The organism is Streptomyces sp. Y309, assembly GCF_056712025.1.
Map to the genome: position 1 here is coordinate 6,530,619 of NZ_CM160048.1, position 19,870 is coordinate 6,550,488.

The window sequence follows — 19,870 nt, forward strand, 5'->3', positions numbered from 1 at the left end:
CAAGGTCACCCCTCAAGACGCCTTACGTAACCAAAACGTTGGCACGGCTTGCCGATCACGTGAACATTTGGCGGAATTGCTCGCCGAGGCAGGGCCAGGGGAGGCAGGGGCGGGGCGTAGGGGGTGTGCCCCTGCCTCCCGTGGGGCCCGGTCAGCGGGTGCTGACCTGGAGTTCCTTGACTCCGTTGAGCCAGGCCGAGCGGAGCCGGCGCGGGTCGCCGGTGAGCCGGAGTTCGGGCATCGCCTCGGCGACGGCGTTGAAGATGAGATTGATTTCGAGGACGGCGAGGGATTTGCCGAGACAGAAGTGCGGGCCTCCGCCGCCGAAGCCGAGATGGGGGTTCGGATCCCGGGTGATGTCGAACACGTCGGGGTTCTCGAAGACTTCGGGATCGTGATTGGCGGAGGAATAGAAGATTCCGACGCGGTCGCCCTTCTTGATCCGTGCGTCCCCGAGTTCGGTGTCCTGGGTCGCGGTGCGCTGGAAGGCCACCACGGGCGTGCCCCAGCGCACGATCTCCTCGGCGGTCGTCACCGGCCGCTCGCGCTTGAACAGCTCCCACTGGTCGGGGTGGGTGAGGAAGGCGTGCATGCCGTGCGTGATGGCGTTGCGGGTGGTCTCGTTGCCCGCGACGGCCAGCAGGATGACGAAGAACCCGAACTCGTCGGAGGACAGGTTGCCTTCGTCCTCGGCCGCCACGAGCTGGCTGACGATGTCCTTGGCCGGGCACTCCTTGCGGGCGGCGGCCAGGTTCATCGCGTAGCTCACGATCTCCATGGCGGCCTCGGCGCCGACCTCCTCGGTGATCGCGTACTCCGGATCGTCGTACGCCGCCATCTTGTTGGACCAGTCGAAGATCTTGGCGCGGTCCTCCTGGGGTACGCCGATGAGCTCGGCTATGGCCTGGAGCGGGAGCTCGACGGCGACCCGGGTGACGAAGTCGAAGGAGCCGTCGTCGTCGGCGCTCTCCAGGGCGGCCTCGACGATCCGGTGCGAGCGGCTGCGGAGCGCGTCCTCCAGGGAGCGGATGGCGCGCGGGGTGAAGCCGCGCTGCACGATCTGGCGGACCCGGGTGTGCTCGGGCGGGTCCATGTTGAGCATGATGAGCTTCTGGACCTCGATCTGGTCGCGGCTGATCGACTCGTTGAAGCGGATGACGGCGGTGTTGAGGTTCGAGGAGAACAACTCCGGGTGCGTGGACACGTACTTGACGTCCGCGTGCCGGGTCACCGCCCAGTAGCCGGCGTCGTCGAACCCGGAGATGCCGGGCCGCTGCGCGATCCAGCGCACCGGCTCCGACTGCCGAAGCCGCGTGAACTCCGGGAAGGGCACGCGGTCTTGGAGCACATCGGGATCGGTGAAGTCGAACCCGTCGGGCAGCGCGGGACAGGACATCGGCAGCTCCAGACGTTCATCTGACGGGCCATCAGGAGATGTGTCGCAACGTAATAACGGGTTCTACAAGTCGCAAGGCCCGTGACGGCATCCCTTTGGGGGCCGGTTGTGCGGGCGGTGCGTGCACGACCCTTGCGGGGGTGGGGGTGGGGTCAGCAGACTGTTGGACATAACTAGAACGCGTACTAGTTATCGCGCGCGGGATGCCGGGACGCCCCGCGTGATGTGGACGGAGAGGACGAGCCTGTGGCCGCTGAACCTGTGATCGTCGAAGCCGTACGCACCCCGATCGGCAAGCGCGGGGGTGCGCTCGCCAACCTCCATCCGGCCTATCTCCTGGGCGAGACCTACCGGGAACTCCTCGGGCGCACCGGCATCCACGCCGACTGCGTCGAGCAGATCGTCGGCGGCGCGGTCACCCAGGCCGGCGAGCAGTCCGCGAACCCGGCGCGCACCGCGTGGCTCACGATGGGCCTGCCGTACGAGACGGGGGCGACAACGGTCAACTGCCAGTGCGGTTCGTCCCAGCAGGCCTCGCACATGGTCGCCAACATGGTCGCGGGCGGCGTCATCGACGTCGGCATCAGCTGCGGGGTCGAGTCGATGTCGCGGGTGCCGCTCGGGTCCGCGTCCAAGCACGGGCCCGGCAAGCCGTTCCCCGACGAGTGGAACGTCGACCTGCCCAACCAGTTCGAGGCGGCCGAGCGGATCGCCCGCAAGCGGGGGCTCAGCCGCGAGAACGTGGACTCCCTCGGGCTCATCTCGCAGGAGCGGGCGCAGGCCGCCTGGGGCGAGGAGCGGTTCAAGCGCGAGACGTTCGCCGTGCAGGTGCCCACGAATGAGGCGGAGCAGGCCGCGGGGCAGGGGATGTGGCGGCTCGTGGACCGCGACGAGGGGTTGCGCGACACGTCCATGGACGCGCTCGGCCGGCTCAAGCCCGTCATGCCCACCGCCGTGCACACCGCCGGGAACTCCTCGCAGATCTCCGACGGGGCGGCGGCGCTGCTCTGGACCTCCAAGCGGATGGCGCGGGCGCTGCGGTTGCGGCCGCGGGCGCGGGTCGTTGCGCAGACGCTGGTCGGAGCCGACCCGCACTTCCACCTCGACGGGCCGATCGACGCTACGCGCGCCGTGCTCGGCAAGGCGGGGATGTCCCTGAAGGACATCGATCTGGTCGAGATCAACGAGGCGTTCGCGGCTGTCGTGCTGAGCTGGGCGCAGGTCTTCGGGCAGGACCTGGAGAGGGTGAACGTCAACGGGGGTGCGATTGCCCTCGGGCATCCGGTGGGCGCGACGGGGGCGCGGCTCCTCACCACCGCCCTCCATGAACTGGAGCGCGCCGACAAGGAGTTCGCGCTGGTGTGCATGTGCGCGGGGGGCGCGGTGGCTACGGCGACGATCCTGCAGCGGTTGTGACGGGCGCGAGCGCGGCGGGCGGTGGGCGTGCGTGGGTGTGCGGCGCGGGGTGGCATCAGATACACCATGGGACGGGGGTGCGCCGGATGGTCGGGGGTGCCCCGGCTTCGTACGTTCGACGGCATGAAGCCGATGAAGCCCACCGAGTCCGTCGAGCCCACCGAGTCCGCCGGGTCGGCCGAGTCCGCCGGGTCCGCCGGGTCCGCCGGGTCCGTGAGCCGCGCCCGCCGTCAGCGCGCCCTCCGCGTCAGCGCCGTGCTCCTCGCCGCGGGTCTCGCCGCCGCTCCGGCCGCCGAAGCCCTCGCTGCCACGGGCCACGACGGCTCCCTCTCTTCGGACGCGGCTCAGCGCGCGCACACCGCGCGCGGCACCCTCGTCTCCGTCACGCCCGTCGCCGATCTGGACCGCGCCGAGGTCGCCGCCTTCCTCAAGGAGGAGGGCGGGATGCGCACCGACACCGTGCGGTACGGCGTGAAGGCGTACCGCCTCACCTACCGGACCGTCGACCCCAAGGGCCAACCCACCACCGCCACCGGCCTGTTCGTGCTGCCCAAGGGCGGTGAGCGGCGGCTCCCGCTGGTCTCCGACACGCATGGCACGACGCTCTGGCGCAAGGACGCCCCGTCGGTCTCCGAGGGCTACGCGCGGCTGACCCCCTATCTGTACGCCGCCACGGGCCAGGCCGTCGCCGCCCCCGACTACCTGGGCCTGGGCGAGGGGCCGGGCACGCACCCGTACGTGGACACCCCCTCGTCCGTCCGCGCGTCGCTCGACATGCTGCGCGCCTCGCGCACCGCGGCGCCCCGGCTCGGCAGGTTCCTCACCGGTGACGTCCGGCTGACCGGCTTCTCGCAGGGCGGGCAGGTGGCGATGGCGCTCGGCCGGGCCCTGGAGAGGGGCGCGAAGGGCGCGGACCGGCACTTCAGGGTGCGGGCGCTCGCGCCGGTCGCCGGGCCGTACGACATCGCGGGCCAGGAAATTCCCGGGCTCACCGACGGCCGGGTCAACGACACGAGCGGCGCCTTCTACCTCACGTACTTCCTGGTCGCGCAGAACCGCCTGCATCCGCTGTACAAGGATCCGTCCGAGGTGTTCCGCCGCCCCTTCGCGGATCGGGCGGAGGAGCTCTTCAACAACGACCACAACGAGGAGGACGTGGTGAAGGAGCTGCCCGGCTCGGTCCGCGAGCTGGTCACCCCCGCCTTCTACGAAGAGCTCAAGCACCCGACGGGCGTGCTGCGCGACGTCATCACCGCCAACGACGGCGTCTGCAAGTGGAAGCCCACCGTGCCGGTACGGCTGTACGCGGGCACGGCCGACACCGACGTACCGATCGGCAACGCGCACAGCTGCGCGGACCAACTGGCCGAGCACGGGTCACGGGCCTCGGTCCGGAACCAGGGCGCGGTGGACCACCACGGCACGGTGCGGCTGGCGGCGCCGAGGATCGCGAGGTGGTTCGCGGCAAAATAAAGCCCGTCCGGCGATTGAGGACGAGCGCGAAGCGCGATTCGCAGGGGCGCGCTGGGGGGGATCAAGCCCGCCCAAATAAAGCCCGTCCGGCGCTTGAGGACGAGCGCGAAGCGCGATTCGCTGGCCCGCGCTGGGAGGGGGATAAAGCCCGTCCGGCGTTTGAGGACGAGCGCGAAGCGCGATCAAGGGCGCGGCGGACGGGGGGGAGCACGACGAGGGCGGCACCCCGTCGGGGGTGCCGCCCTTTGTCGCTGCTCAAGGCGTTACTGCTCAAGGCCCAGGGGCCAGGCTCAGTACCAGCCGTTCGCCTGCCAGAAGTCCCACGCGCCGCACGGGCTGCCGTAGCGGTCCTTCATGTACTTGGTGCCCCACTCGATCTGAGTCTCGGGGTTGGTCTGCCAGTCGGCGCCGGCGGAGGCCATCTTGGAGCCGGGCAGGGCCTGGACCAGGCCGTACGCGCCGGAGGAGGCGTTCTTGGCGTTGACGTCCCAGCCGCTCTCGTGGGAGACGATGCGGTCGAAGCACTGGAACTGCGCGTCGTCCGCGATCATCCGCTGCGCCACGGCCTTGGCCGAGTCGGAGGTCGCGGCCGCCGGAGCGGCCTGGGCGGGGGCCGCAGCGAAGACCATGCCGGTGGCGGCAGCCGCGACGGCGCCGGTGGCGAGGGCCTTCTTCGGGGAAGCGATGCGGCGGAGGATGGAGACGGACACAGAGGAACCTTCCGGTGGGGAACGGGGCGGTCGCGGGCATGCCGTGGTCACGCGGACCGTGGGGGGAATGCCTCGGCGCCGAGGCCCGGGTGGGCTCGTCGGCGCCGTGCGACTCGTCCAGAGAAGCAGGGCTGTTACGCCGCCGCAATGACCCCTCTTACTAGTGGCACTCGCACCCGGACCGGAGGTCCCCCGTGTGACCTGGCTCTCAATCCCCAGGTCAGCGCGCCGATTGGCGTGCACGCGCCAAGGTGATGCGGCTCCGGCCCCGGGTAGTAGAGGACCAAAGTCCTGTGGGCCGCCTCACGGACAACCCACCTGTTTCATCACGGAACGCCCAACACCGCTCACCGGCGCGGCGGCTCGAATGTGACCGGCGTCTCGAACGCGGCCCGCCGTGTGGCCCGGCGCAGCGCCTTCAGGACGGCCGGGCCGAGCGCCAGGCTGAGGACGACCGTGACGACGGCGCGCGGCAGGTCCCAGCCGAGGGAGGTGGCCAGGCAGTACGCGATGAAACGGCCGAGGTTCTCGCCGACCGGGTCGCCGGGGACAAAGGAGACGCCGGTGGCGAGCCCGCCGATGTAGGGCCAGCCCTGGAGGTTCATCACGGTGCCGTAGAGGACGGAGGAGACCGCTCCGTACGCCCCGAGGACGTACAGCTCGCGCCGGCCGCGCAGGGTGTCGGGGCCCGGCAGCAGGCCCGCCCCCATGCACACCCACCCCATGGCCAGCATCTGGAACGGCATCCAGGGCCCGACCCCGCCGGTGAGCAGCGCGGACGCGAACATCGACACCGAGCCGAGCACGAAGCCGAACCCCGGCCCGAGCACCCGCCCGCTCAGCACCATCAGGAAGAACATCGGCTCGATCCCGGCCGTGCCCGCGCCCAGCGGCCGCAGCGCCGCGCCCGCCGCGGCGAGCACCCCGAGCATCGCGATCGCCTTCGCGTCCAGGCCGACGTCGGCGATCGTCGCCACGACCACTCCGAGCAGCAGCGGCAGCAGCGCGGCGAACAGCCAGGGCGCGTCCCGCGCGTGCGCACTCAGCGAGGACTCGCCGCCCGCGAGCAGTGGCCACCCGAACGCGACGGCCCCGACGGCACTCACCAGGGCCAGTGCGGCGATGGACCGACGCCCCAGCCGAACGGGGCGTACCTGCTCGCCCTGTCGCATCGGCTGTTCGCTGCAGGTCGCTTCTGGCTGGGCGCGCCCACGCGGCGGAGCCGCATCATGTCCCGCCCCGCGCCCCTTTGGGGCGCTACTCACCGGCTGCCTCCAGTGCCCGCCGTACCTGCGTCACCGTGAGCCACCGCTGCGGGGCGAGGACCTTGGTGACCTGCGGGGCGAACGACGGGGACGACACCACGACGTCCGCCGTCGGGCCGTCGGCCACCACCTCGCCCTCGGCGAGGATCACCACCCGGTGGGCCAGCTCGGCGGCCAGTTCCACGTCGTGCGTGGCAAGGACGATCGCGTGGCCCTCGGCCGCGAGGCCGCGCAGGATCGTGACCAGGCGGGCCTTGGCCGCGTAGTCCAGGCCGCGGGTCGGCTCGTCCAGCAGGAGCAGGGGCGGGCGCGCGGCCAGGACGATCGCGAGGGCGAGGGCGAGGCGCTGGCCCTCGGACAGGTCGCGGGGGTGCGTGTCGTCCGCGATGCCGGGCAGCAGCTCGGCGACCAGGTCCCGGCAGGTCCCCGGCGCCGCGTCCGCGTCGCGGTCGGCGGCCGCGCACTCCGCCGCCACCGTGTCCGCGTACAGCAGATCGCGCGGCTCCTGCGGTACGAGGCCGACGTGCCGGATCAGTTCGCGCGGCGCCATCCGGTGCGGCACCGCACCGCCGACCCGCACCGTCCCCGAGGCCGGCGCGAGCAGCCCGACCAGGGTGGACAGCAAGGTGGACTTGCCCGCGCCATTGCGCCCCATCAGCGCGACGGTCTCACCGGGGGAGACGGTGAGGTCGACCCGGCGCAAGGCCTCGACCCGGCCCCGGCGCACGGCAAGCCCGCCGACCCGCGCGGCGAAGTGCGGGGCGGCTTGCGCGGCGGCCTGGGCGGCGACCTGCGCGGCGGACACACCAGCCCGTGCGGCCGCCCCCGGCTTCGTGGCCCCGGGACTCCCGGCACCCGATGCCGTGACCTCCGGGCCACTGCCCCGGCCCTTCCCGCCGACGCGCCACCACCGGGAGGTACGCCCGGACGCGGGCGTGGTGTCGGCCGCGGCCGGACGAGGCTCCGGCTCCGCGGCGGACAGCCCGTCCCCGGGCACCCCGGCACGCAGCCCGCCCCCAGGCACCCCCTCGGGCGCCACCCCCTCGGGCGCCACCCCCGCCAACCGCTCCCGCAGCCCCGCCGTCCGCCGCCGCGCGTCCCGCACCGTCAGTGGCAGCGGTGTCGCGCCCGCGAGGCGGCCCAGGTCGACGACCGGCGGGTACACCGGGGAGACGGCCATCACCTCGGCCGGGTCGCCGAGGAGTGGCGGCTCGCCGGGGGCGGCGAGGAGGAGGACCTGGTCGGCGTACTGCACGACGCGCTCCAGGCGGTGCTCGGCCATGAGGACGGTCGTGCCGAGGTCGTGGACCAGGCGTTGCAGGACGGCGAGGACCTCTTCCGCGGCGGCCGGGTCGAGGGCGGACGTCGGCTCGTCCAGGACCAGGACGCGCGGGTGCGGGGTGAGGACGGAGCCGATGGCCACGCGCTGCTGCTGGCCGCCGGAGAGGGTGGTGATGGGGCGGTCCCGGAGGTCCGCGAGGCCGAGCAGGTCCAGGGTCTCCTCGACGCGGCGGCGCATCACGTCCGGCGCGAGGCCGAGCGACTCCATGCCGTACGCCAGCTCGTCCTCGACGGTGTCCGTGACGAAGTGGGCGAGCGGGTCCTGGCCCACGGTGCCGACGACGTCGGCCAGTTCGCGCGGCTTGTGCGTGCGGGTGTCGCGGCCCGCGACGGTCACCCGGCCGCGCAGCGTGCCGCCCGTGAAGTGCGGCACGAGCCCGCTGACCGTACCGAGCAGGGTCGACTTGCCGACCCCGGAAGGACCGACGAGCAGTACCAACTCGCCCTCGGGGACGGCCAGGTCGACGCCCCGGACGGTGGGCCCGGCGGCCCCCTCGTACCGTACGGAGACGTCCTCGAACCGGATCATGGTCATGAGGTGTTCTCCTTGGCGGTCATGCGGAGCGGCTTGGCGGGGCGCGCGGGTTCTGGGGCCTCGGCGGGCGGCGGCACCGGCGCCACGAACGCCGGGAGGAGCCCGATCAGGACCGCCGCCGCGGGCAGCAGCGGCAGCGCGGGCGCGACCAGCGGGACGACACCTGGGTGCAGGGACTCCCAGGCGGAGGAGTTCGCGGCGATCATCGCGGCCGCGACGGCGGCCCCGGACCCGGCGACCAGCCAGGCCCGCACGCCCCACCGGTCCGGCCGGTAGCGGGTGCGCACCGAGCGCCGCCCGCCGAGCCACAGGCCGCCGAGCGCGGCGGCGAGTCCGGCGCCGAGCACGGGCAGGCCGTACGTCGTGCCGTCCGCGGTGAGCAGCCCGTACGTACCCGCGCAGACGCCCATGAGCCCGCCGAGTGTCAGGACCGCCGTCGTCCTGCGCACCCGCGCGGGCACGGCGGCGGTGCGGCCGAAGCCGCGCGCGTCCATCGCGGCGGCCAGCGCGACGGACCGCTCAAGGGCGCCCTCCAGGACCGGCAGGCCGACCTGGAGCAGCCCGCGCATCCCCTTGTCCGGGCGCCCGCGCAGCCGCCGGGCCGCGCGCAGCCGCTGGACGTCGGCGATCAGGTTCGGCGCGAACGTCATCGCGACGACGACGGCCACCCCGACCTCGTACAGCGCGCCAGGAAGGGACTTCAGCAGCCGGGCCGGGCTGGCGAGGGCGTTGGCGGCGCCGACGCAGATCAGCAGCCCGGCCAGGCGCACGCCGTCGTACAGCGCGAACACCACGCCCTCCGCGGTGACCCGGCCGCCGATGCGCACGCCCCGCGCCCAGTCGGGCAGCGGGACTTCGGGCAGCGTCACGATGAGGTGCGTACCGGGGATCGGCGAGCCGAGCACGATCGCGAAGACGAGCCGGATGCCGATGACGACGAGGGCCAGCTTCACGAACGCGCCGTAGGACCGGGCCCAGGGCGCGGACGTGCGGCGGGCCGCGACGACGTACCCGGCGACGCCGATGAGCAGCCCGATGAGCAGCGGGTTGGTGGTGCGGGACGCGGCCGTGGCCAGGCCGAGCGCCCACAGCCACCAGGCGCCCGGGTGCAGGGCGTTGGAGCGGTGCGCCCACGGCGCGAGGCGGCGCCGCGGGAACTGCCGGCCGCGGGCCGCCGGGGCAGCCACGGTGTGCCGGTCGGGGCCCGGGTCAGCCACGGCGGCGGCGGGCCTGCCAGACGGCGGCGGCACCGAGCGCGACGATCGCCGCGACTCCGGCGAGCAGTCCGACGGAGGGACCGCCGTCGTCGCCCGAGTCCTTCGTGCCCGACTCCTCGCCCGCCTTGCCGCCCTTCTCCTTGTCCTTGCCGGAGACCTGCTCGCCGCAGCCTCTCTTCGGGTAGTCGGCGATGGCGCACAGCAGCGCGTCGTTGTTGTAGCGCAGCGGCTCGGCGACGGCGGCGAGCGCGTCGGCGGTGGTGGCGCCGGAGTCGATCCGCGCGCACGCGGTGCGCGGCTTCGGGGGCGTCTCGCCGCCGGGGGCGTCGGCCGGCGTGCCGAAGTCGATGACGACGGCGACCCGCTTGCGGCCGTCCTCGGCGGGAGTCTTCGCGCAGATCGCGTCGAAGTCGGCCGTGCCGCGCGGCTTCTCGGCGCTGCCGGAGTTGGCGGACACGGCGAACCGGAAGCCCTCCACGTCGCCGTCGTCGGGCCGGGCGATGGAGGGCCCCTGCGTCGCGTACACCCACGAGCCGTCCTTGCCCTGCTGCCAGAACGACCAGTAGCGGTAGTCGGAGGCGTGGGCGGGGCCCGCGGCGAGGAGCGCGCCGGCCAGCAGGGCCAGGAGCGCGGTGAGCGGGGCGGCCACCGTGAGGCGGCCGCGCCCCGGGTGGCGCCGGCTCACAGCTGGTTCTTCTTCTTGCGGCCGCTGAGCAGGAAGCCGATGCCCGCGCCCGCGACCAGGCCGACGCCGACGATCCACCAGATGCTGACGCCGGAACCGTCGTCCTGGTCCTTGTCCTTCTCCTTGGCCCCGGCGGTGGCCTCCGCGACGGCCTTGGGCTTCGGGCCCTGCGCGTTCAGCTGCTTGACGAGGTCGGCGCCGCCGAAGTCGCGTACGTCCATGTCCGCGGCGAGGGCCGCGAAGACGAGCTGGGAGTAGGCGGCGGGCCCGCTGTCCTTGGCCCAGGCGGCGGAGTTCTTCGACAGCCACTCGGCCGACTTCTTCGCCTGCTCCTGCTGTCCCGCGGCGGCGAGCGCGACCACCGCGTCGGCGGTGTTGCCGACGTCCGGCTGGTCCTTGGCGCCGGGCATGGAGGAGGTGAGGTGGCCGGTCTTGGCGAGGGACTGCAGCAGGTAGCCGGTGCCGTTCCGGGCGGCCTGCTCGGCGGTGTCCGGCTTCGCGCACTTCGGCGCGGAGCCGGCCGTCTTCCCCTTCGCCGGTACGAGGCCCTGGCCGAGGCCGCCGAGCACGCCGGCCGCGGTGGCGTCGGCGTTCGGCGCGAGCTTGCCGGACTTGGCGTCGGCGAGGCCGAACGCGCCGCCGTCCTTGCCGCAGTCCATGGCGAGCTTCGGCAGCGCGTCGAGCGGCGACTTGCCCTTCTGGGACTTCACGGACGCGGGCTTCTCGCCGACCGCGGCGAGCGCGCCGATCACGATGCCGGTGGAGTTGGCGTCGCTGGGCAGGCCCGGGTTGTAGCCCCAGCCGCCGTCCTGGTTCTGGACGGACTTCAGCCAGTCGAGGCCCTTCTTCACCGCGTTCGACTCGTTGCCGAGGGAGTGCAGCGCCTGGATCGCGGCGGCGGTGGAGTTCGAGTCGACCTGCGTCTTGGACCCGCACGGCTCGGTCGCGTCCGCGCGGTACGCGGCGAAGCCGCCGCTCGCGCACTGCTGGCCGGTGAGCCAGTCGACGGCCTTCGCGGCCGGGGTGACGCCCACGGTCTTCTGCGCGAGCAGCGCGTACGACTGCCGGAACACGCCGTCGAACTGCGGGTCCTTCTTGCCGTACAGACCGGACGGCAGCGGTCCCCCGGTCGCATCCGCCGACGGCGGCGCGTCGTCGGCGAGGGCGGCCGGGGCGGTGGCGGTGCCGAGGGCGACGGCCACGGCCAGGGCAGCTGCGCTGCGGCGAACGTTCATGATGCGGCGGGTGCCTCTCCCTGTGGGGAGCCGGGCGGCACGGCACGCACGGGCACCGGGCGGCTCGGGCTCCGTATACCTCGACGGTGCCGGCCATCGGCACGTGCCGATGACGCGAGCCGGTCATGCGGCGTACGAGGCAATCCGGCTTACCGCACCCAGGTGCGGATCACGGCTGCGGGTCAGCGCCGGATTTCCACCGGCTTCCCCTCGTACGCGCATGATGACGACCCGCCCACTCTACCGGCCCGTATCCCGCCCCCTCGGGCCCGGCACCGGGTGCCCCCGGCCCCGCCCCGCCGCCCCGGCGCGGTCTGGCAGGCCGGTGCGGGCGGGCGTACGTTGGCCTGGGCCCCGGGGCACGGGAGTTGGGCCGGGGCACGGGAGCCGAGGGGGCACGCATGGCGGGTGCGGAGACGGAACGTACCGAGGGGCCGGGACGGCGGGACGGCGCCCGCACCTGTCTCGTCACCGGCGCGGCATCCGGCATCGGCCGGGCTGTCGCGCGCCGCCTCGCCGCTCAGGGCCACCGCGTCATCGGCGCCGACATCGCGGAGATCAAGGACGCGGGCTACACCGGATACGCCGGGGACACCGCGTACGCCGCGATCCAGGCCGACCTGGCCACCGCCGAGGGGCGGGCCCTGCTCGTGGAGGGGGCCGCCGAGCTGGGCGGCGGCCGCCTGGACGCGGTGGTGGCGTGCGCGGGGGTCGGCCTGTTCGACCCGGTGGCCGTGCGCGTGAACGGCTTCGGCGCCATCGCCACGCTGGCGGGCCTGCGGCCGCTGCTCGCGGCGGGCCGGGACCCGCGGGCGCTCGCCGTGGCGTCGCTGGCCGCCGTGCACGAGACCGATCCGGCGATCGTCGCCGCGGTGCTCGCGGACGACGAGGTGGCGGCCGTCGCCGCCGCGCGGGCCGCCGTCGACCGCGGCGAGGAACAGCTCGTGTACGCCTCCGCGAAGCGGGCGCTGGTCCGCTGGGTGCGGCGGGCCGCGGTCACCGACGCCTGGGCGGGCGCCGGCATCCCGCTCAACGCGATCGCGCCCGGCATCGTCCGCACCCCGCTCAGCCGCCCCCTGCTCGAAGACCCGGAACTGCACGCGCTCACCGACGCGTCCGTCCCGATGCCGCTGCACGGCTACGCGGACCCGGAACAGATCGCCCCGCTGATCGACCACCTGACGTCGCCGGAGAACACCCACGTCACGGGCCAGGTGGTGTTCATCGACGGGGGAGCGGACGCGGTGCTGCGGGGGGACGAGGGCTGGTGACGACGCGGGCCGCCTAGGCGGCGTACGCCACGTACACGACCGGATCACTCCCCGGCACGGCCTCCGCGCGCCCCAGCTTCACAAGCCGCCGCAGGTGGGCCTCCGCCTCCGACACCGCGATGTTCCGTGAGCCGTAGGGGATGTCGGCCCAGGGCCTGTTCCACTCCATGCGCTCGGCGAGCTGCCAGGGCGTGCGCGGCTCACCGAGCAGCGTGAGCAGCTGTGCGAGCCGCTCCTCGTGATGGTCGAGCAACTCCCGTACGCGGGGCCGGGCTTCGGTGAAGGCGTGCTGATGAGCAGGAAGAACCTCGGCGACACCGAGCCGCCCGACCCGCTCCAGGGAGTCCAGATAGTCACCGAGGGGGTCGGTGACGGTGGCGTCGTCCGGGTCCTCGTAGAGCCCGATGTGCGGGGTGATGCCGGGCAGCAGATGATCGCCGGAGAAGAGCCGCCCGTGTCCGTCGCGCCCCGCCGGATGGTCCTCCTCCAGATGCAGGCAGACGTGGCCGGGGGTGTGCCCCGGCGTCCAGATCGCGCGCAGGCGCCGGCCCGCGAGCGGGACGAGCTCGCCGGGGGTGATGGTCCGGTCGGGCAGGGCGGGGGCGAGGCCGGGGAGCCTCGGGGTGCGGCCCGCGTCGCGGGCGGCGAGCAGCGGCGCCACGTGCGCCGCGGGCGCGCCCGCGGCGGCGAGCTTGTCGGCCATGTACCCGTACCACCGCTCGGGCGCGTGCTCACGCGTGCGCCGCACGACGTCGGCGTCGGCCTCATGCATCGCGATCCACGCCCCGGAAGCTTCCCGCACCTTGGCGGAGAGCCCGTGATGGTCGGGATGGTGATGCGTCACCAACACCCCGTGTACGTCCCCGACTCCGACCCCGCACGCGGCGAGCCCGGCGACGAGCGTGTCCCACGAGGCGGGATCGTCCCACCCGGTGTCGACGAGAACGGCACCCCGACCGGTGTCGAGAAGATGCACAAGGGTGTACCCGAGCGGGTTGTCCGGAATGGGCACACGAATGCTCCACACTCCACCCCCGTGCGCGATGGTCCCGGTGCCGCTCGCCTGAGTCATCGCTTCCCCCGCTCGCCGCCGGACACCCGTCGTCGCACCGCGCGGCCCGCCTCAACTCGGGGTGGGTGCACGGTCATTGCTCACTATAACTAGAACTGATATCAGTTCTGAAACAGCGTCAGGAACCGGTGCCGGAACGACACGCGTCCCGCAGGAGGCAGTCAGCCATGACCGAGCTCGTGGAACACGGACAGCTGTTCATCGGCGGGGAGTTGGCGGACCCGCTGGGCAGGGATGTCATCGAGGTCGTCTCGCCGCACACCGGCGAGGTGTTCGCGCGGGTGCCGCACGCCGCGCCCGCTGATGTGGACCGGGCCGTCGCCGCCGCGCGGAAGGCGTTCGACGAGGGGCCCTGGCCGCGGGTGACACTCGCGGAGCGGATCGAGGTCGTCGCGAAGATCAAGGACGGGATCGCCGCGCGGCACGAGGAGATCGCGCGCGTCATCAGCTCCGAGAACGGGACCCCGTTCACGGCGTCCGTGATGGTGCAGGCGCTCTCCGCGATGATGGTGTGGGACGCGGCGATCACGACGGCGCGGAACTTCACGTACGAAGAGGCGCGGGACGGGGTGCTCGGGAAGATTCTCGTGCGGCGTGAGCCCGTCGGCGTCGTCGCGGCCGTCGTGCCGTGGAACGTTCCGCAGTTCACCGCCGCCGCCAAGCTCGCGCCCGCGCTGCTCGCCGGGTGCCCCGTGGTCCTGAAGACCTCCCCCGAGGCGCCGCTCGACGCCTACATACTCGCCGAGATCGCCGCGGAGGCCGGGCTGCCGGAAGGGGTGCTCTCCATCATCTCGGCCGACCGGGAGGTCAGTGAGTACCTGGTCGGGCATCCGGGCGTCGACAAGGTCTCCTTCACCGGCTCCGTCGCCGCGGGCAAACGCGTCATGGAGGTCTGCGCGCGCAACCTCACCCGCGTCACCCTGGAACTCGGCGGCAAGTCGGCCGCCGTGATCCTGCCGGACGCCGACGCGGCGGGCGCCGTGGCCGGCATCGTGCCCTTCGCGTGGATGATCAACGGGCAGGCGTGCGTGGCCCAGACCCGCATCCTCGTCCCGCGCTCGCGCTACGACGAGTTCGCCGACGCCTTCGCCGCCGCCGCGTCCGCCCTGAAGGTCGGCGACCCGATGGATCCGGAGACCGAACTCGGCCCGCTGGTGGCCAAGCGGCAGCAGCGGCGGTCGCTCGACTACATACGGATCGGGCAGGAGGAAGGCGCCAAGATCCTTGCCGGGGGCGGCCGTCCGGCCGGACTCGACCAGGGCTGGTACGTGGAGCCCACGCTGTTCGGCGGCGTCGACAACTCCATGCGCATCGCCCGCGAGGAGATCTTCGGCCCCGTCATCTGCCTGCTCCCGTACGGCGACGAGGACGAGGCCGTACGCATCGCCAACGACTCCGACTACGGGCTCAGCGGCAGCGTGTGGACCGGCGACGTCGAACGCGGCCTCGGCGTGGCGCGCCGGGTGCGGACCGGGACGTACTCCGTGAACACCTTCAGTCTCGACATGCTCGGGCCCTTCGGCGGCTACAAAGACTCAGGTCTCGGGCGGGAGTTCGGGCCCGAGGGGTACGGTGAGTACTTCGAGCACAAGATGATCCATCTGCCGGTCGGGTACGAGCCGGGCGGCGCGGAGAGCGCGGGCGAAGGGGGCGGCGCCTGATGGGCGATCGTTGGCACGTCGAGGTCGACCGGTCGGTGTGCATCGGCTCCGGGATGTGTGTGAGCGCCGCGCCGGACGCCTTCGAGCTCGACTCCGCACGCCAGTCGCGTCCCAAGCGGCCCGAGACGGACGCCGCCGAGGAGACCCTGGAGGCGGCCGAGAGCTGCCCCGTCGAAGCCATCACGATCACTCTGCTCGGCAGCGGGGAAGTGGTGTTTCCGCCGGAGGACTGAGGGCTGGGGACTGAGGACGGAGGGCGACGGTCCTTAAGCCTCCTGCGCGGGCGCCGTCAGGTCGATCAGCCGGCACACCATCTCGATGTCGATCTTGACCTGGGCGATCGAGGCGCGCCCCGACAGCCAGGTGATCAGCGCGGAGTGCCAGGTGTGCTCGATGACCCGCACCGCGGAGAGCTGCGCGGGGGTGGGCTGGCCCTCCAGGCCCATGGCGTCCAGGATGATCGCCGTGGTGAGCCGCGAGACGGTGTCCACTTCCGGGCTCACCGACCGGTCGGCGAAGGTCAGGGCGCGCACCATCGCGTCCGCCAGGTGCGGCTCGCGCTGCAGCGCGCGGAAGGCCCGCATCAGCGTCTCGGCGACCCGCTCGGCGGGGGTCTCCCCGGCCGGGGGCCGCTTGCGCAGGGTGGTGTGCATGTGCTGCAGCTGGTCCTGCATGGTCGCGACCAGCAGGTGCACCTTCGACGGGAAATAGCGGTAGAGCGTGCCGAGGGCGACGCCGGCGGCCTCGGCGACCTCCCGCATCTGGACGGCGTCGAAGCCGCCGCGGCTGGCCAGTTGGGCACTGGCGTGCAGGATGCGGCGGCGGCGCGCCTCCTGGCGCTCGGTGAGGGGCGGCGCGGCCGGATGTGCCGTGCCCGCTCCGGCCGCCTTCGCGTCAGCTGTCATAGTCCCGTCGCCCCGCCAGTCCCGTCAGCCGTCAGTGGTCCGTCCCGCGTCCCGATCCCGTCCATCGAGACCGCACAGCATGGCAGGACGGCCGTCGTGGCGCGAATCACCTGATCCTGGCCTTCCGGCCTGGCTACCTGCCGGTAGATTCGACCGGGTCCGGCGATCAAGGGCGATCATCACAGGAACAAGTCTGAAACTTGTTCTAGATTACCGTCCCGGCGTAATCTCGCGGACAACTGAAGGCAGAAGGGGGCCAGAGTGACCGCTGAGGCCATGGAGGCGGGTCCCCTTCCGGGGGCGGTGCCGGGCACGTCGCCGGAGCCGCCGACCGGTGCGGCGGCCGACGGCGGCCGTCCGCTGCGCATCGCGCTCCTCACGTACAAAGGGAACCCGTTCTGCGGCGGCCAGGGTGTCTACGTACGGCATCTCTCCCGCGAGCTGGTCCGGCTCGGCCACCGCGTCGAGGTCATCGGCGCCCAGCCGTATCCCGTGCTCGACGAGGGCGAGGACCTGCGCGGGCTGAGCCTGACCGAGCTGCCGAGCCTGGACCTCTACCGCTCCCCGGACCCCTTCCGCACCCCGAGGCGCGACGAGTACCGCGACTGGATCGACGCCCTCGAAGTGGCCACGATGTGGACCGGCGGCTTCCCCGAACCCGTCACCTTCAGCCTGCGGGCGCGCCGCCATCTGCGCGCCCGGCGCGGCGACTTCGACGTGGTGCACGACAACCAGACGCTCGGCTACGGCCTCCTCGGCGACCTGGGCGCGCCGCTGGTCACGACCATCCACCACCCCATCACCGTCGACCGCCGCCTGGAGCTGGACGCCGCGCCGGACTGGAAGCGGCGGGCGTCCGTGCGCCGGTGGTACGCGTTCACGCGGATGCAGAGGCGGGTGGCGCGCCGCCTGCCGTCCGTCGTCACGGTCTCCGGTACGTCGCGTCAGGAGATCGTCGACCACCTCGGCGTCCGGCCGGACCGGATCAACGTCGTCCACATCGGCGCCGACACGGACCTCTTCTCGCCGGACCCCTCGGTCGCCGAGGTGGCAGGGCGGATCGTGACGACGTCCAGCGCCGACGTCCCGCTGAAGGGCCTCGTCCACCTCGTCGAGGCGCTCGCGAAGGTCCGTACGGAGAACCCCGCCGCGCACCTCGTCGTCGTCGGCAAGCGCGCCGAGGACGGCCCGGTCGCCGCGGCCATCGAGCGGTACGGACTCGGCGGCGCCGTCGACTTCGTCAAGGGCATCACCGACGAGGAGCTCGTCGACCTCGTCCGCTCCGCGCAGATCGCCTGCGTGCCCTCTCTGTACGAAGGGTTCTCACTGCCCGCCGCGGAGGCCATGGCGACGGGTACGCCGCTGCTCGCCACGACCGGCGGCGCCATCCCGGAGGTCGCCGGGGCCGACGGCGAGACGTGCCTGGCCGTCCCGCCCGGCGACCCGGAAGCACTCGCCGCCGGCCTCAACCGGCTCCTGGGTGACCCCGCGCTCCGGGCCCGGCTCGGCGCGGCGGGCCGCGCGCGGGTCCTGGCCAGGTTCACCTGGGCCCGCGCGGCGGAGGGCACGGTGGCCCAGTACCGCGAGGCCATGGCCCGCTCCGCGGGCCGCGGTTCTTCCGGCCGCTCCGCGGCCCGAGGCCTCGGCCGCTCCGCGCCTGGGATTCCCGGTCGCTCCGCGACCCCTGGCTCCGACCGCTCCGCGGCCCAACAGAACCCCGGTCTCACGTCCGGCCCCGAGAATCCGACGGCCACCGCCGAGAACTCCGCGTCCGCCCTCGGCCACACCACCCCCGCGCACACCACCCCCGAGCCCCCCGCCCTGGCGCCCACGCCCGAAGGAAGCAGGACCCCGTGCTGACCGTCGACTTCACCCGTTTCCCGCTGGCGCCCGGGGACCGTGTCCTCGATCTGGGCTGCGGGGCCGGGCGGCACGCCTTCGAGTGCTACCGGCGCGGCGCCCAGGTGGTCGCCCTCGACCAGAACGGCGAGGAGATCCGCGAGGTCGCCAAGTGGTTCGCGGCGATGAAGGAGGCGGGTGAGGCGCCGGCGGGCGCGACGGCCACCGCGATGGAGGGCGACGCGCTCAACCTCCCCTTCCCGGACGAGTCGTTCGACGTCGTGATCATCTCCGAGGTGATGGAGCACATCCCCGACGACAAGGGCGTACTCGCGGAGATGGTCCGCGTGCTCAGGCCGGGCGGCCGCATCGCCGTCACCGTCCCGCGCTACGGCCCGGAGAAGGTGTGCTGGGCGCTCAGCGACGCGTACCACGAGGTCGAGGGCGGCCACATCCGCATCTACCGGGCGGACGAACTCCTCACGAAGATGCGGGAGTCGGGCCTGAAGCCCTACGGCACGCACCACGCGCACGCGCTGCACTCCCCGTACTGGTGGCTGAAGTGCGCGTTCGGCGTCGACAACGACAAGGCGCTGCCCGTGCGGGCGTACCACAAGCTCCTGGTCTGGGACATCATGAAGAAGCCGCTGGCGACGAAGGTCGCCGAGCAGGCCCTCAACCCGCTGATCGGCAAGAGCTTCGTGGCGTACGCGACGAAGCCGCACCTGCCCCGCACGGCCGCCCCCGTCGCGGATATTGACCCGAAGGCCGGGGTGTGACGATTCCCGAGCGCACCGAACACCTGGTCCTGCCGGGCGTTCTGACGGCCGATCAGGCGACCGCGACGGTCCGCGGCATCCTCGCGGTGCAGCGCGAGGACGGCGCGATCCCGTGGTTCCGCGGCCACCACCTCGACCCGTGGGACCACACCGAGGCCGCCATGGCCCTGGACGCCTCCGGCGAGCACGCGGCCGCCGCCCGGGCCTACGAGTGGCTGGCCCGGCACCAGAACCCGGACGGCTCCTGGTACGCGGCGTACGCCGACGGCGACGCGGACGCCGTCACCGACCGCGGCCGCGAGACCAACTTCTGCGCGTACGTCGCCGTCGGCGTCTGGCACCACTACCTGAGCACCGGCGACGAGGCGTTCCTCGACCGCATGTGGCCGGTCGTCGTCGGCGCCGTCGAATTCGTCCTGGACCTCCAGCAGCCCGGCGGCCAGATCGGCTGGAAGCGCGAGCCCGACGGCACCCCCGTGCGGGACGCGCTCCTCACCGGCTGCTCCTCGATCCACCAGGCGCTGCGCTGCGCGCTCGCCCTCGCGGAGCTGCGCGACGACCCGCAGCCGGACTGGGAGCTGGCGACGGGCGCCCTCGCGCACGCGATACGCCGCCACCCCGAGCGCTTCCTCGACAAGGACCGCTACTCGATGGACTGGTACTACCCCGTCCTCGGCGGCGCGCTCACCGGACCGGAGGCCAAGTCCCGCATAGAGGAGGGCTGGGACCGCTTCGTCGTCCCCGGCCTCGGCGTCCGCTGTGTGCACCCCAACCCGTGGGTGACGGGCGGTGAGAGCGCCGAACTCGCCCTGGCGCTCTGGGCGTTGGGCGAGTCCGACCGGGCCCTGGACATCCTCAAGTCCATCCAGCACCTGCGCGACCCCGAGTCCGGCCTGTACTGGACGGGTTACGTCTTCGAAGACGCCGCGATCTGGCCCGTGGAACTCACCACCTGGACCGCGGGGTCGCTGCTGCTCGCGGTGGCGGCGCTCGGCGGGGACGAGGCGACGTGCGGGGTGTTCTCGGGGGCGGAGCTGCCGTCGGGGCTGGACCCGGACTGCTGCGTGTAG

Annotated in this window: 17 protein-coding genes and 1 riboswitch; of the genes, 8 read left to right on the forward strand and 9 right to left on the reverse strand. The window is 73.1% G+C overall.

All coding sequences use genetic code 11. From position 1 onward, the window contains the following. Nucleotides 1–151: 151 nt before the first annotated feature. Entirely contained in the window at nt 152–1,396 is a 1,245-nt protein-coding gene (locus AC0KTA_RS26930) for a cytochrome P450 (protein ID WP_481050794.1), read from the reverse strand. Nucleotides 1,397–1,642: 246 nt separating this feature from the next. Here AC0KTA_RS26930 and AC0KTA_RS26935 point away from each other — a divergent pair, with 246 nt between their 5' ends. Both AC0KTA_RS26935 and AC0KTA_RS26940 read left to right on the forward strand, forming a co-directional pair. Next, a complete protein-coding gene (locus tag AC0KTA_RS26935) occupies nt 1,643–2,812 on the forward strand; it encodes a steroid 3-ketoacyl-CoA thiolase (RefSeq protein ID WP_481050795.1) in 1,170 nt (389 codons plus the stop codon). 123 nt (nt 2,813–2,935) lie between these two features. Then, nucleotides 2,936–4,285 carry an alpha/beta hydrolase family protein gene (locus tag AC0KTA_RS26940; RefSeq protein WP_481050796.1) on the forward strand — a complete coding sequence of 450 codons (1,350 nt, stop codon included), beginning with the start codon at nt 2,936–2,938 and terminating at the stop codon, nt 4,283–4,285. 290 nt (nt 4,286–4,575) lie between these two features. On the opposite strand, the gene AC0KTA_RS26945 is transcribed toward AC0KTA_RS26940, so the two are convergent. From AC0KTA_RS26945 to AC0KTA_RS26970, 6 genes are all read right to left on the reverse strand, one after another. After that, nucleotides 4,576–4,995 carry an aggregation-promoting factor C-terminal-like domain-containing protein gene (locus AC0KTA_RS26945; protein WP_481050797.1) on the reverse strand — a complete coding sequence of 140 codons (420 nt, stop codon included), beginning with the start codon at nt 4,993–4,995 and terminating at the stop codon, nt 4,576–4,578. A 347-nt stretch (nt 4,996–5,342) separates the two neighbouring features. Further along, complete coding sequence (locus AC0KTA_RS26950; protein WP_481050798.1) at nt 5,343–6,167, reverse strand: ECF transporter S component; 825 nt, start codon at nt 6,165–6,167, stop codon at nt 5,343–5,345. 85 nt (nt 6,168–6,252) lie between these two features. Continuing rightward, nucleotides 6,253–8,130 (reverse strand): ABC transporter ATP-binding protein, encoded by a 1,878-nt coding sequence (locus AC0KTA_RS26955; protein WP_481056576.1) that lies wholly within the window; start codon nt 8,128–8,130, stop codon nt 6,253–6,255. Nucleotides 8,131–8,132: 2 nt separating this feature from the next. Then, a complete protein-coding gene (locus tag AC0KTA_RS26960) occupies nt 8,133–9,323 on the reverse strand; it encodes an energy-coupling factor transporter transmembrane component T (RefSeq protein WP_481056577.1) in 1,191 nt (396 codons plus the stop codon). A 22-nt stretch (nt 9,324–9,345) separates the two neighbouring features. Then, entirely contained in the window at nt 9,346–10,038 is a 693-nt protein-coding gene (locus tag AC0KTA_RS26965) for an SCO2322 family protein (protein ID WP_481050799.1), read from the reverse strand. After that, on the reverse strand, nt 10,035–11,273 hold the full coding sequence (locus AC0KTA_RS26970; RefSeq protein WP_481050800.1) for a prenyltransferase/squalene oxidase repeat-containing protein: 1,239 nt from the start codon (nt 11,271–11,273) through the stop codon (nt 10,035–10,037). Before AC0KTA_RS26970 ends, AC0KTA_RS26965 begins: the two co-directional genes overlap by 4 nt. Before the next feature lie 100 nt (nt 11,274–11,373). Beyond that, a riboswitch (cobalamin riboswitch) is annotated at nt 11,374–11,523 on the reverse strand. 151 nt (nt 11,524–11,674) lie between these two features. Between AC0KTA_RS26970 and AC0KTA_RS26975 the strand changes: the two genes are divergently transcribed. Beyond that, on the forward strand, nt 11,675–12,544 hold the full coding sequence (locus tag AC0KTA_RS26975) for an SDR family oxidoreductase (RefSeq protein ID WP_481050801.1): 870 nt from the start codon (nt 11,675–11,677) through the stop codon (nt 12,542–12,544). Nucleotides 12,545–12,557: 13 nt separating this feature from the next. On the opposite strand, the gene AC0KTA_RS26980 is transcribed toward AC0KTA_RS26975, so the two are convergent. Continuing rightward, complete coding sequence (locus AC0KTA_RS26980) at nt 12,558–13,616, reverse strand: MBL fold metallo-hydrolase (RefSeq protein ID WP_481050802.1); 1,059 nt, start codon at nt 13,614–13,616, stop codon at nt 12,558–12,560. Between the two features lie 167 nt (nt 13,617–13,783). Between AC0KTA_RS26980 and AC0KTA_RS26985 the strand changes: the two genes are divergently transcribed. After that, nucleotides 13,784–15,277 carry an aldehyde dehydrogenase gene (locus tag AC0KTA_RS26985; RefSeq protein ID WP_481050803.1) on the forward strand — a complete coding sequence of 498 codons (1,494 nt, stop codon included), beginning with the start codon at nt 13,784–13,786 and terminating at the stop codon, nt 15,275–15,277. Continuing rightward, entirely contained in the window at nt 15,277–15,510 is a 234-nt protein-coding gene (locus tag AC0KTA_RS26990) for a ferredoxin (RefSeq protein ID WP_481050804.1), read from the forward strand. Before AC0KTA_RS26985 ends, AC0KTA_RS26990 begins: the two co-directional genes overlap by 1 nt. A 33-nt stretch (nt 15,511–15,543) precedes the next feature. Here AC0KTA_RS26990 and AC0KTA_RS26995 read toward each other — a convergent pair whose 3' ends face one another. Continuing rightward, nucleotides 15,544–16,182: a TetR family transcriptional regulator gene (locus tag AC0KTA_RS26995; protein ID WP_481050805.1), complete on the reverse strand. Its 639-nt coding sequence runs from the start codon at nt 16,180–16,182 to the stop codon at nt 15,544–15,546. A 261-nt stretch (nt 16,183–16,443) separates the two neighbouring features. Between AC0KTA_RS26995 and AC0KTA_RS27000 the strand changes: the two genes are divergently transcribed. The 3 genes from AC0KTA_RS27000 to AC0KTA_RS27010 are packed head-to-tail and all read left to right on the forward strand — an operon-like array spanning nt 16,444 to nt 19,870. Next, a complete protein-coding gene (locus AC0KTA_RS27000) occupies nt 16,444–18,042 on the forward strand; it encodes a glycosyltransferase family 4 protein (RefSeq protein WP_481050806.1) in 1,599 nt (532 codons plus the stop codon). Then, entirely contained in the window at nt 18,036–18,800 is a 765-nt protein-coding gene (locus AC0KTA_RS27005) for a class I SAM-dependent methyltransferase (protein ID WP_481050807.1), read from the forward strand. The genes AC0KTA_RS27000 and AC0KTA_RS27005 overlap by 7 nt, the downstream gene beginning before the upstream one ends. Further along, nucleotides 18,797–19,870, forward strand: a complete 1,074-nt coding sequence (locus AC0KTA_RS27010) for a prenyltransferase/squalene oxidase repeat-containing protein (RefSeq protein ID WP_481050808.1) — start codon at nt 18,797–18,799, stop codon at nt 19,868–19,870. The genes AC0KTA_RS27005 and AC0KTA_RS27010 overlap by 4 nt, the downstream gene beginning before the upstream one ends.